The organism is Dehalococcoidia bacterium, assembly GCA_021295915.1.
Taxonomy (GTDB): Bacteria; Chloroflexota; Dehalococcoidia; order Lucifugimonadales; family UBA1123; genus VXRN01.
On sequence record JAGWBK010000010.1, the window covers coordinates 22,556 to 34,691 of the forward strand.

At 57.7% G+C, this 12,136-nt stretch carries 10 protein-coding genes; all 10 read left to right on the top strand.

The window, feature by feature from the left end; all coding sequences use genetic code 11:
* Positions 1–44 precede the first annotated feature (44 nt).
* The 10 genes from J4G14_04635 to rmuC all read left to right on the top strand — a co-directional run bounded on the left by J4G14_04635 (position 45) and on the right by rmuC (position 12,111).
* Complete coding sequence (locus J4G14_04635; protein MCE2457081.1) at positions 45–920, top strand: polyphosphate kinase; 876 nt, start codon at positions 45–47, stop codon at positions 918–920.
* Complete coding sequence (locus J4G14_04640; GenBank protein ID MCE2457082.1) at positions 913–1,395, top strand: NUDIX domain-containing protein; 483 nt, start codon at positions 913–915, stop codon at positions 1,393–1,395. Before J4G14_04635 ends, J4G14_04640 begins: the two co-directional genes overlap by 8 nt.
* Positions 1,392–2,558, top strand: coding sequence for a mandelate racemase/muconate lactonizing enzyme family protein (locus J4G14_04645; protein MCE2457083.1), 1,167 nt, complete (start codon positions 1,392–1,394; stop codon positions 2,556–2,558). Before J4G14_04640 ends, J4G14_04645 begins: the two co-directional genes overlap by 4 nt.
* Positions 2,559–2,708: 150 nt before the next feature.
* On the top strand, positions 2,709–3,872 hold the full coding sequence (locus J4G14_04650; protein MCE2457084.1) for an MFS transporter: 1,164 nt from the start codon (positions 2,709–2,711) through the stop codon (positions 3,870–3,872).
* A 251-nt stretch (positions 3,873–4,123) separates the two neighbouring features.
* The gene (locus J4G14_04655) at positions 4,124–6,460 is read left to right on the top strand and encodes a molybdopterin-dependent oxidoreductase (GenBank protein ID MCE2457085.1); all 2,337 of its coding nucleotides are present in this window, start codon (positions 4,124–4,126) and stop codon (positions 6,458–6,460) included.
* Positions 6,461–6,630: 170 nt separating this feature from the next.
* Complete coding sequence (locus J4G14_04660; protein ID MCE2457086.1) at positions 6,631–7,428, top strand: MoxR family ATPase; 798 nt, start codon at positions 6,631–6,633, stop codon at positions 7,426–7,428.
* A gap of 118 nt (positions 7,429–7,546) precedes the next feature.
* Positions 7,547–7,945: a heme-binding protein gene (locus J4G14_04665; protein MCE2457087.1), complete on the top strand. Its 399-nt coding sequence runs from the start codon at positions 7,547–7,549 to the stop codon at positions 7,943–7,945.
* A gap of 40 nt (positions 7,946–7,985) precedes the next feature.
* Positions 7,986–9,653, top strand: a complete 1,668-nt coding sequence (locus J4G14_04670; protein MCE2457088.1) for a thiamine pyrophosphate-binding protein — start codon at positions 7,986–7,988, stop codon at positions 9,651–9,653.
* 104 nt (positions 9,654–9,757) lie between these two features.
* Positions 9,758–10,645, top strand: a complete 888-nt coding sequence (locus J4G14_04675) for a hypothetical protein (protein MCE2457089.1) — start codon at positions 9,758–9,760, stop codon at positions 10,643–10,645.
* A gap of 2 nt (positions 10,646–10,647) precedes the next feature.
* Positions 10,648–12,111, top strand: coding sequence for a DNA recombination protein RmuC (gene rmuC, locus J4G14_04680; GenBank protein ID MCE2457090.1), 1,464 nt, complete (start codon positions 10,648–10,650; stop codon positions 12,109–12,111).
* Positions 12,112–12,136 lie beyond the last annotated feature (25 nt).

Genomic DNA, 12,136 nt, shown 5'->3' on the forward strand with positions numbered 1-12,136 from the left:
AGTAGTCGGTTGCCTTATTCAATCACTGGTGGTCAAAGCTGCAGATGCAAGCTCAAACTACCATCCTTCCAGAAACTTCGGCGATCAAGTACGAGGTGCGCGAGTTCCGCGATGTTTCGTACAGAACCTATCGCGCCGAGTTAAGACTGCTTAGGCTCCAACTTCTCCTACTCCAGGAGTGGGCCGCCGAGCAGGGCCAACGAATTGCGATTGTTCTTGAGGGTCGTGACGCTGCCGGCAAGGGTTCAACTGCATCGGGAATTACCCACTACCTCAATCCGAAGTTCGTCACCGTTGTCGAGCAGGGTATACCGAGCGCTAAGCAGATGAGAAATTGGCTCGGGACGCACTACAGGCAGTTGCCAACCCCCGGTCAAATGACCATTTTTGACAGGTCCTGGTACTCTCGCGCGCTCATTCAGCCAGTCATGGGTTACTGCACTATGAGACAGTACAACTACTTTATGAATCGTGTAAACGATTGGGAGAGAGACGTCATCGACGAGGGCATTCATCTTCTTAAGATATATCTCTCTGTCTCCAGGGAAGCCCAGGACATGCGTTTCAGGCTGCGGGAGAACAGCGAACTCCAGTACTGGAAGTACTCGTCAACCGACCGCATGGCTGCTGAGCGTTGGCACATGATCACTTACTTCAAAGAGCGAATGTTTGCCGTCACCTCGACAGACTATGCCCCCTGGATAGTCATCGAGTCGGATAACAAACACCAGGCCAGACTTAACGTCTTTCACTACATACTTAGCCAGTTTGAATATGACGGCAAGAATCTCAGTCTCGAATCGATTCAACCCCAGGCCAATGGACACTACTTCACCGACATGATCGTGGACGGAGTCCTGTTCAAAGACATGGACCCTGATCAGGTGGAAGTCCTAGAACGGATACTGATGCATGAGTAATGGCGACATCCCGCAGATGGCCGCCGCCGGAGGGCTTGTCCTCTGCGGTGGCCACGCACTTTTAATCAGGAAGCACGGGCTGTGGGACATCCCCAAGGGCAAGGTCAAGAAGGAGGAACCTCACGAGCGCTGTGCGCGCAGGGAGATCTCCGAAGAGACCGGCATCCGTCGAAAGCGACTTAAGGTCCGGCAGTTCTTCTGTCGGACAAGTTACATCTCCTACTACTCTGGCAAGCCGTTTAATAAAACTGTCACCTGGTTCCTGTTGGACTACGATGGAAGCACCGCAGATTCCCTGGAGCCTGACCTTTCCGAAGACATAGACCTTTGCGAGTGGATACCCGTCGACGAGCTGGTCGAGAAACTTGATGCTGGTCGGCCTTACCTCCGGGCGGTCAGGAGGACAGTCGCCGAGTCGCTCCACCTGCTGAAGCAGGCACCAATGGATGAAAGGGTAGGCTTCGCCGCATCATGAAGATTACCAGTGTTCGAGCTATCCCCATGTCCGATCCGGTTCCAGAGGAGCGTCAGCATCGGACCGATCTCGGGACTAAGGTCAAGAGCGACGCCGTACTGATACTAGTTGATACGGACGACGGTCTAACCGGCATGGGCGCTTCTCTGGGGAGCCCCGAGACTGTCTCAGCCATAGTCGAGTACGATCTTGCTCCTGCGCTGCTTGGCGAAGACCCCATGTACTCGGAACTACTGTGGGAGAAGATGTACAACGGATCCCGGTGGAAGCCTGCGCTGGAGAGAGGCCACTCTCAGCCTTCGGAGGCGCGTCGAGGTGTCACCCTCGAAGCCATAGCAGGTGTAGATATCGCGATCTGGGACGTGAAAGCACAATCCCTCGGCGTGCCCGTCTATCATGCCCTGGGAGCCGCTCGTGACACCGTCCGCGGCTACGGCTCTGGTGGATGGGCCCCTGGAGACGAGGCCGAGCAGGAGATGGCCGGCTACGCCTCAAAGGGCTTTACCGCCGTCAAGATGCGCGTCGTCGGACGCGATTGCTTCTCAATTGAAAACACAGTTCGCAGGGTGGCTGCGGCACGCAGAGGCATCGGTAAGGATGTCGAACTAATGGTGGACGCGCACGGCTCGCTGGACGTATCCACCGCGATCAGGCTGGCCCGAGAGCTTGAGCCATACGACATTTCATGGTTCGAGGAGCCTATTTCACCGGACGACCATCCCGGACTGGCTGAAGTACGCCGTTCGACGGTGATACCGATTGCCACGGGGGAGCGCGAATTCACGAGGTTTGATTTCGAGGACCTCTTCAACCATCGCGCACTGGATATCGCCCAACCGGACGTGGCGAGAGCGGGTGGCTTGACCGAGATTAGACGCATCGGAGCAATGGCATCCGCCAAGGGAATCAGGCTGGCTCCACATGCCTGGGGCTCCGGCGTGCTGTTCGCGGCCAGTATGCACGTCGCGATGTCGGCGCCGAACTGCCACATCCTCGAGGTCAGCCAGGGCTACATGCCGATGATGAACGATCTCTTCAATGAGCCATACGACATCAGGGATGGCACGGTACACGCGCCGCAAGCACCCGGTCTGGGATTCACGCTCAGTGACGATGCATTGGAACGCTTTGAGTACGTCCCAGGTCCCGAGTTCGTCTTCTAGGCGTATTCTGAGTCACCTCGCGCCACTGCGCTTGAACACCTGGCTTTCATCATGCGCAATTGCGCGCGTGAGACATCCAGATTGAGGCGATTCCAACTACCACCTGTTCACGTTTTTCTCATCATGGCTATCATCGCCGAGGTGGCGACCATGACATTCTCCACGATGTCGGCCGTGTACCGGATCACCGAGGCTGGACTTAACCCACTTCAGCTCATCCTGGTCGGCACAGTGCTGGAATTGACCGTCCTTCTTGCTGATGTACCTACAGGAGTTCTAGCGGACGTCTATAGCCGGCGTCTGTCGATGATCGTTGGGTATGTCCTGATCGGCGTCGGCTACATCCTGGAAGGGTCGCTACCGATCTTCGCGTCGATCCTTGTGGCACAGGTAGTGTGGGGATTTGGATTTACGTTCGTCAGCGGCGCGTTCCAGGCTTGGCTGTCTGACGAACTCAAGGACGACTCGAAGACCGCCGCCGTTTTCGTCAAGGCTACCAAGTACGAGTCCTTTGGTGCCCTGGCGGGCATAGGCCTGAGCGCTGCTCTGGCGACTGTCTACGTGGGCTTTTCCCTCATAGCCGGAGGCGTGATCTTTATCGGACTTGGGTTGTTCGTCGCAGCTTCTATGACAGAGACTGGATTCACTCCCAGTTCGAACAGGGAACGACGTACCTGGGATTCGATGACGAATGTACTGAAGACCGGACTCCGTGCCGTATCCATGAGCCGTGTGCTGATGGCCCTGGTTGCTATTGAGATCTTCTTCGGAATGTCCAGTGAACCGTTCGACCGGCTGTGGGCAAAGCACACCCTGGAAATGTTCGACTTCCCAGCTATATTTGGCCTTGATCCGATAGTATGGTTTGGAGTAATACAGGCCGTCGCCGCGATCGCCGCGATCGTAGGTATTTCTGTCATGGAACGCCTCGTCCCGGTCGATCGTCCATGGGCTCCCCGTCTGGCCCTGTCTCTATTCAATGTGACCATGATTGGCGCCACGCTCACTTTCGCCCTTACTGGCACGTTCGGCATAGCTATCACCATGGTGGTGGTAGTCTACGTCCTGCACCGCGTAACCTGGCCCTTCGCAGCCGCATGGATCAATAGGAACTGTGAGTCGGAGTATCGAGCAACAGTGTTCTCGCTGCACGAGCAGGCCAACTCTTTTGGGCAGGTATTCTTCGGCCCCGGCATGGGACTGCTCGCCACTCTACGTGGACTGCGAGCAGCGTTGGTTGGTGTGTCGATTCTGCTGATTCCCCCCCAGCTGCTCTACCTTGTCAGAGAGCCTTCGGCAGGTGGCGAGCAGTAGCTCAAGAATTGGCCGTTGAATAGGTCTTTTTTGAGAACTGCAACAAGCCTTTTGAGGCTACACTCACTACATCCAACCGGATCAGGTCACACTTGCCTATCACCCTTATCTGAGGTAGAGTAACCCTTGAATTGAGGCGTCGTTTCAATGCCGATTCCTACTAGAGAACCGTCGCGCAGAACACTGTGACGCCCCTTGCCCACATTTAGGCTGTATCGCGGCCCAAGCACTCGACACACAGGAGGCCAGACGTGACCACACAGGCAGTGCTCGGCGAAAGCATCAAGCGTCGCGAAGACCCAAGACTGATCACTGGAAGAGGAACGTATGTTGACGATGTCCGTCTTGTCGGCATGGTCAACATGGTCCTTGTTCGCAGCCCACATGCCCATGCCAACATCAGGAGCGTCGACACTTCGGCGGCCGAGTCGGCTGATGGCGTAGTTGCTGTATTCACAGGAGCCCAGCTTCAAGAGGAGCTCGGTTCTCTGATTTGCGGCTGGGTAGTTCCGGACACCAACGAGACTCCCCATCCACCACTTGCATTCGACAAGGTGCGCTGTGTAGGCGACGCTGTAGCTGCCGTTGCGGCCACCAGCCCACAGGCAGCAACAGACGCGGCCGCGCTTGTGCAGGTCGACTACGAAGTTCTGGACGCCGTAGTAGACATGGAAGCCGCGGTACAGGACGGCGCTGCACAGGTGCACGAAGATGCTGCAAACAACATCGCCTTCGAGTGGGAAGTTGGCGGCGGTGACTTCGATGCAGCGGCGTCTTCAGCCGGAGTTCGTGTTACAGAGCGCATAATCAACCAGAGGCTTATACCAAACCCGATGGAGCCTCGGGGTGTCGTTGCCGACTACAACCCCGGCACTAACCAACTCACTGTGTGGACATCGACACAGATCCCACACCTCGTGCGGCTGTTACTTGCCCTGGTCACAGGTCACCCCGAACACCAGATTCGGGTGATCGCCCCTGACGTGGGTGGGGGCTTTGGCTGCAAACTGTACCTGTATGCCGAAGAGGTAATCGCCTCCATACTCGCCAGGAGGCTGGGACGTCCGGTCAAGTGGATCGAGGGCAGACAGGAGAACTACCTGGCTACGACCCACGGACGGGACCACGTTGGAGAGGTCGAGATCATAGGCGACTCTGATGGGAACATCACAGGCCTTCGTACCGAGCTTTACGCCAACATGGGCGCTTATCTCTCGACATTCGCCCCGGCGATTCCCACGTACCTGTTCGGACTGATGCTCGTCGGGCCCTACAGCATCGATAATATCCAGTGCAAAGTAACAGGTGTGTATACGACCACTACACCCGTCGACGCCTACCGAGGCGCCGGACGCCCGGAGGCAACTTACCTGGTCGAGCGCATGGTCGACCGCTATGCGGCGGAAACTGGCATGGATCCGGTAGAAGTCAGGCGCAAGAACCTGATTCCTCCGTTCGAAGATGGGCACGAGGTTGCCACGACCGTCGTCTACGATAGCGGAAACTACGAGGCTGGTCTTGACCGCGCGTTGGAACTGGTCGGATACGACGACTTCCGTGCAGAGCAGGCAGCAGCCAGAGACGCAGGCCGTTATCTCGGAATTGGCCTTTCAACCTATGTGGAGATATGCGGCATGGCCCCGTCCGCAGTGGCCTACACGCTCGGCGCCCGCGCTGGCGTGTGGGAGAGCGCACTGGTCCGTGTCCATCCCACCGGCAAGGTCACGGTGTTCACCGGTTCGTCAGGACACGGCCAGGGCCACGACACCACCTTCGCGCAGCTTGCGGCCGCGGAGCTGGGCGTCGAAGTGGAAGACGTGGAGGTCATACACGGCGACACGGACAAGGTACAGATGGGAACCGGCACGTTCGGTTCCCGCAGTGCGGTCTGCGGTGGCAACGCCATCCACATGAGCATTGAGAAGATCCAGGACAAGGCCAAGCGTATAGCTGCCAACCTGCTCGAGGCTTCCCCAGAGGACATCGTCGCTGAGAACGGCCAGTACTTCGTGCAGGGTGCGCCCGCTGAGGCAAAGACCTTCCAGGAGGTCGCGCTCGCAGCCTACTGGTATGAGAGCCTGCCCGAAGGGACCGAGCCAGGACTCGAGGCAGTCAGTATCTTCGACCCGCAGAACTTCACCTGGCCCTTCGGCACGCACATCGCGGTTGTCGAGGTCGATGGCGACACCGGCGAGGTCGAGCTCCAGAAGTACGTTGCCCTCGACGACGTCGGCAACGTCATCAACCCCATGATCGTAGAGGGCATGGTGCACGGTGGAGTGGTGCAGGGCGTAGGTCAGGCGCTGACCGAAGAGGCGGTGTATGACGAGTCCGGCCAGCTCATTACTGGCAGCATGATGGACTACGCTATCCCGACTGCCAATTCTGTTCCATCTATCATCACGGATCGCACGACAACCCCGTCGCCGACGAACCCGCTCGGCGTGAAGGGTGCGGGCGAGACCGGCACCATCGCCGCGTCACCTGCAGTGATGAACGCCGTGATCGACGCGCTGTCTCCTTTTGGAGTAACTCACATGAACATGCCCGCCAAGCCGGAGAAGGTCTGGCGAGCCATGCAGGGATAGACCAGATATCGACAGGCATATAGTAAGTTCTGAGACCGCCCCGACCTTAGTGTCGGGGCGGTGTTCTTGAGAGGCCCAAACTGAACGAGCCAGACCCAATCAGAGACATCGTCCGCGAGTTGGAGTCGCGCGACTACATCGCCGACCCTGCCATCGCAACGTCGATCTACATGGCCCAGGCGTTGGGACGTCCGCTGCTGATAGAAGGACGCGCAGGCGTCGGCAAGACCGAGATCGCGAACGTCATGTCCCAGCTCATGGATACGCGCCTCATCCGGCTTCAGTGCTATGAGGGTCTTGACGTCACTACCGCACTCTACGAGTGGAACTACCCCAAGCAGTTACTTTGGATCAGGCTCGACGAGGGAAGCGGTCGCTCATCGGAGCAGCGGGAAGAGCAGATTTTCAGTCGTGACTTTCTGCTGGAGAGGCCTCTACTCTCCGCGCTGACACAGCCTGACAAGCCACCAGTACTTCTCATCGACGAAGTCGACCGCGCCGACGAAGAGTTCGAAGCGTTCCTCCTTGAGGTGCTATCAGAGTTCCAGGTGACGATTCCCGAGATCGGAACGATCGCAGCCAAGCACCGCCCTCTTGTGATCCTTACCTCCAATCGCACCCGCGATCTCTCTGACGCTTTGCGCCGCCGCTGCCTTTACCTCTGGATCGACTACCCGGACCTTGAAAAAGAGCTGAGAATAGTTCGCCGTAAGGTGGACGGCATCTCGGAGAAACTCGCACGCCAGGTCTGCCAGTTCGTAGAGAACGCACGCGATTCCGGTCTCGACAAAGTTCCTGGAATCTCGGAGACGTTGGACTGGGCAAAAGCAATGGTCATCCTCCACTACGATCACCTTGACCAGGATGCTGTGAGGCAAACGCTCGGCGCCCTCGTCAAAGACGCCGACGATCTGGACAGATTCCGTGAAGAGGCCATCGTGAAGATCATGGCCCTGGTCGGCGATTAACCCTTCTCTCGTACACCTCGGGTTCAGCCGGCCCTAACTGCCGCTCCACGTTGTGTTGCGCCGCCCTTCGACCTGTAATACGCTTGACCGAACCTGTCGCATCAACCAGGAGGCGCAAATGAGCATCACACTTGAAGAGGCCCAGACGATGGTTGCGGCCGCGTTGGCAAAGGCCGAGGAACTCAACATCAAGATAAATGTAGCGGTCTGCGACGCAGGCGGCCGACTTGTCGCCTTTGCCAGAATGGATGGCGCGATCTGGGCTGGCGTATATGGCAGCCAGGGCAAGGCGGTTGCATCTGTTGCCTTCGGCAGACCCAGTGGCGAGATGCAGGAGCGGGCGGGAAGTCCGATAGTGACCGGTATTCGCGCCGCAGAAGGTGACCATATGATCGCCAGCCTTGGCGGAGTCCCACTCGTCAGGGATGGCGCTGCGGTCGGCGCGGTCGGTGTTGGTGGTGGTACCGGCGAGGAAGACGAAGAGTGCGCCCAGGCAGCCGTGGACTCAGTCTCCTGATCCCTCCATTTCACCAGTACACAAAACTCGGAGTATAACCATGCCTCAGATGACTGGAAAACGCGCCTTTATGGAGATGCTCCGCGCCGAGGGTGTGAAGTACATTTTCGGAAACCCGGGCACCAGCGAGGGCGCAATCCTGGATGCTCTGGAAGACTACCCGGACATCGAGTACATCCTCACGACGCAGGAAGGCGCTGCTATGGGTATGGCGGACGCCTACGCTCGTTCGACGCAGCAGCCCGCCTTCGTGAGCCTGCACATCGAGACTGGACTCGCCAACGGGATCAGCCTCCTTCACAACGCCAAAGAGGGCGGCACTCCAATGGTGGTCACCAGTGCAAACAAGGACATCCGCAAGCTGGCAGAGGGACGGACACAGCTCGACGAAATGACCCGGCTCTTCACTAAGTGGAGCGCGGAGGTTACACATCCTGAGCAGATTCCTTCGGTTATGAGACGCGCATTCACCGAAGCCAAAACGCCCCCGACTGGCCCCGTATACATAGGCTTCTCCGCGAACGCACTCGATGACGAGGGCGAGGTTGAGATCGTTCCTTCACCGCCTGGCTACTTTAAGATGGCCCCGGACGCAGAGGCAATATCGGATGCCAGCGAACTACTCTCAGGGGCGAGTAATCCAGTCATGATAGTGGGCGATAGACTCGCCCAGTCTGGGGGGATCGAGGAAGCTGTCCGAGTCGCCGAGCTTCTCGGCGCAAGAGTTTACTCCTCTGCCTACTCCGAGATGAACTTCCCGACTGACCACCCGCAGTTCATGGGACGTTCCGCGCCGATCTCGCCTGCGGGCAGGGAGTTGTTTGCCGACGCCGACGTGGTCCTCGCCGTTGGCACCAACGTCTTCAGCGGATTCTTCCACTTCCAGGGTCGTGCCCTCAGCCAGGACACCAAGCTCATCCACATGGACCAGGCAGCAAGGGAGATCGGCAAGAGCGAACCGACAGACATAGGTATCATCTCGGACCCCAAGGTAGGGCTTGCCCACCTCGCTGATGCATTGGATTCCGATCTGACCGGTGCGCACAGGGAAGCTGCCAAAGGCAGAGCTGCCAACCTGTCAGAAGCGAAAGTAGCCCAACAGGCGGCGACTGAAGCTCGTCTCAAGGAGCGATGGGACCTGAGTCCTATGTCCACAGAGCGCATGATGCACGAGGTAGCACAGGCGCTTCCTCCTGATACCCTGATTGCGGATGATTCCGTGACTACACGTGATTCAATCCACGCAGCTATCGCCTTTGACACGCCTGGCACCGTCTTCGGAGAGAGGGGCGGAGCACTGGGCTGGGGCATGGGTGGCACACTTGGACTCAAGTTGGCGAATCCAGACAGGCCCGTCGTAGGCATCATCGGCGACGGGAGTTCGATGATGACCGTCCAGGCGCTTTGGACGGCGGCCACATACAACATCCCGGTTGTATATATCATCTGCAACAATCGGGCTTACCGCATCTTGAAGCTCAACATGAACGTTTACAAGCGTGACATCCTTGGAGAGTCCGATCCTCAGAGCCAGTACCTGGCGATGGACTTTCCGATCCCGTTCAACATCGCCGGCATCGCTGAAGGCATGGGGATACCTGGTCGAAACATTACCGATCCTGAGGAGATCGGGCCGGCTATCGAAGAGGCTCTTAAGTCGGGCGGCCCAGCCGTTTTAGACATCTCAATAGATGGCTCTGTAGCTTGACCCACAATTGACAGACGACGTATAGTACGCGGCGAATCAGGAAGCCTCCATGACACGCAAATTGACTTCCTGCTCCGTTAACCCTGACGATGGAGGATTGACCCATGGCATACGGTTCCGGAGACTTCCAGTACGAGCTGGTTGAGGGTTGGGGAGACCTCCCCGACGGCTATGAGTGGCATCAGGTTGCAGGCGTTGCAGTGGATAGCAACGACAATGTTTATGCCTTCAATCGTAGCTCCCACCAGATGATGGTGTTCGATAGCGACGGGGCGTTTCTGAACACTTGGGACCAGACATTTGAGGGCCCCCACGGTATCCATATTGGCCCGGACAACTGTGTGTACCTTGCCGACCGAGATGCCCACGTAGTCTCAAAGTACTCTCTCGATGGTGAGCTGCTCCTGCGGCTTGGAACTGGTCGGCCCTCGGAGACTGGCTACACATCGAACTCTGAACCCGTTCCCAAGGCGGCGGGGCCATTCAACCTGCCAACGAGTATCGCAGTAACAGAAGAAGGTGAGATATTCATCTCGGACGGCTACGGCAATAGCCGGGTCCACAGGTACAACTCCACGGGTTCACTGGTCCTGTCCTGGGGCCTGCCCGGTAAGGTGAATCCTGGTGACTTCCACTTGCCGCACGGGATTGGACTCGACCACGATGGCTATGTCCTCGTGTGCGATCGCGAAAACGATCGCCTGCAGGTCTTTGACCAGGAGGGCGAGTTTGAGGAGATATTCACCGGATTCCGACAGCCAACTGACGTTCACGTCGGGCCAGATGGCGAGATATACGTCCCCGAGCTTCAGGGCAGGATGACCATCATCGACAACGGGGGCAACATTCTCGCCCAGTGGGGCGGAGACCGCACCCACGAGGCCGGTCTGTTCTGGGCACCACACGGCGTTGCCGTCGACTCCCGCGGCGACATCTACATAGGTGAAGTCCTGGAAGGGCAACGCCTGCAGAAGTTCGCCCGCCTCAGGTAGTTATGGAATCTGGACTATTCGCAATTGTCGGCATAGTCATTGGCTTGCTTGTCGGCGGACTGGTGACCTGGCTGGCAGTGCGATTACGTTCAGGAGATTCCAGCACACGACTGGAGCAGGAAGCTAGAGTTGCTTCCGAACTCAGAAATGAACGGGACTCACTTCGTCTGGAGAGAGACGAGGCGCACCGGCAACTTGCTGCCGCTCAAGCTAGTCTCAACTCTGTAGCAGCTCAGAACGAGTCGAATTCGACCGCCTTAGAACACGCAAGGGTTGCCTCCCAACAAGCTGGCGAGACTGTCGCATCTCTGCAGCAGCAACTTCGTGACGCCAACCGTCGCCTGGAAGAGCAGGGCGATATCGAAAAGACACTAGTCGACCAGTTCAAGGTACTGGCGACAGAGGTTATCGACAGCAACAACGAAAAGTTTCTCACTGCCGCCGACGAGAAGGTCGGCAACCTCGTCCAACAGGCGAAGAAGGACTTCTCCCTCAGTAAGGAAGCGGTCAACGACCTCGTTAAGCCTCTCTCGGAAGAGCTAAAGAGGATAGAAACTGCCAGGACCGACTCACAGGGCAGTCTTCGACAGCATTTAGAGACCCTCGCCAGCAGCAACAAGGCACTCGAACTGGAGACCCGTAACCTGACGACGGCACTGAAGCGTCCCGAAGTTCGTGGCAGTTGGGGCGAGATTCAACTCCGGCGGGTTGCCGAGCTCGCTGGAATGACCAACTACTGCGACTACGAGGAGCAGGTAAGCATCCAGTCAGGTGAAGGGAGCACGGAACGCCCCGATATGGTTGTCCGTATGCCCAGCAACAGGACAATCGTCGTCGATGCCAAGACCCCAATGGACGCCTATCTGAGGTCAATTGAGTCTGACACTGATGAGGACCGTGAGAGCCAGCTAGCCCGGCACGCCGAACAGGTAAAGGCCAGGGCAACTTCGCTATCACGAAAGGCCTATTGGGACGCCCTGGACCGCTCACCTGAATTCGTCGTGATGTTCCTCCCGGGTGAGTTCCTGCTTCAGCCTGCGCTGGAGCGTGATCCCGAGTTGTTCGATCGCTCGATGCAGCAGAGAGTCATAATCGCGACTCCCAACACTCTGATGGCCCTGCTGAAGACTGTAGAGATGGGCTGGAAAGAGGCACAACTAGCGGAACACGCTCTTGAGGTCCAGAAAATCGGCCAGGAGCTGCATGACCGCTTGGCCGTGTATGCGGGGCACGTCTCCAGAGTCGGCAGTTCGCTGCGTTCCGCTGTCAGCAGCTACAACAGCGCAGTTGGGTCTTTTGACAGTAGAGTCGCCGTGTCGGCGCGCCGGTTCAGGGAACTTGGCGTGCCGGCCACAGACGAAATACCAGAACTCGATCAGATAGACATCGATGTTCGAGAGATCACTGCTCGCCATTTGCCTGACGCGCAACTTGCGCTATCAGATGGCGATGCCGACGATCAATAGCCAACCAATGCAAGCAACGAGACTA

What these genes read in the sequence shown, in the direction of transcription:
- J4G14_04665 (MCE2457087.1), top strand. Translation starts at nt 7,547, where the DNA reads ATGAGCATCACACTTGAAGAGGCCCAGACGATGGTTGCGGCCGCGTTG.
- J4G14_04645 (MCE2457083.1), top strand. Translation starts at nt 1,392, where the DNA reads ATGAAGATTACCAGTGTTCGAGCTATCCCCATGTCCGATCCGGTTCCA.
- J4G14_04675 (MCE2457089.1), top strand. Translation starts at nt 9,758, where the DNA reads ATGGCATACGGTTCCGGAGACTTCCAGTACGAGCTGGTTGAGGGTTGG.
- J4G14_04670 (MCE2457088.1), top strand. Translation starts at nt 7,986, where the DNA reads ATGCCTCAGATGACTGGAAAACGCGCCTTTATGGAGATGCTCCGCGCC.
- J4G14_04650 (MCE2457084.1), top strand. Translation starts at nt 2,709, where the DNA reads ATGACATTCTCCACGATGTCGGCCGTGTACCGGATCACCGAGGCTGGA.
- J4G14_04640 (MCE2457082.1), top strand. Translation starts at nt 913, where the DNA reads ATGAGTAATGGCGACATCCCGCAGATGGCCGCCGCCGGAGGGCTTGTC.
- rmuC (MCE2457090.1), top strand. Translation starts at nt 10,648, where the DNA reads ATGGAATCTGGACTATTCGCAATTGTCGGCATAGTCATTGGCTTGCTT.
- J4G14_04635 (MCE2457081.1), top strand. Translation starts at nt 45, where the DNA reads ATGCAAGCTCAAACTACCATCCTTCCAGAAACTTCGGCGATCAAGTAC.
- J4G14_04660 (MCE2457086.1), top strand. Translation starts at nt 6,631, where the DNA reads ATGGCCCAGGCGTTGGGACGTCCGCTGCTGATAGAAGGACGCGCAGGC.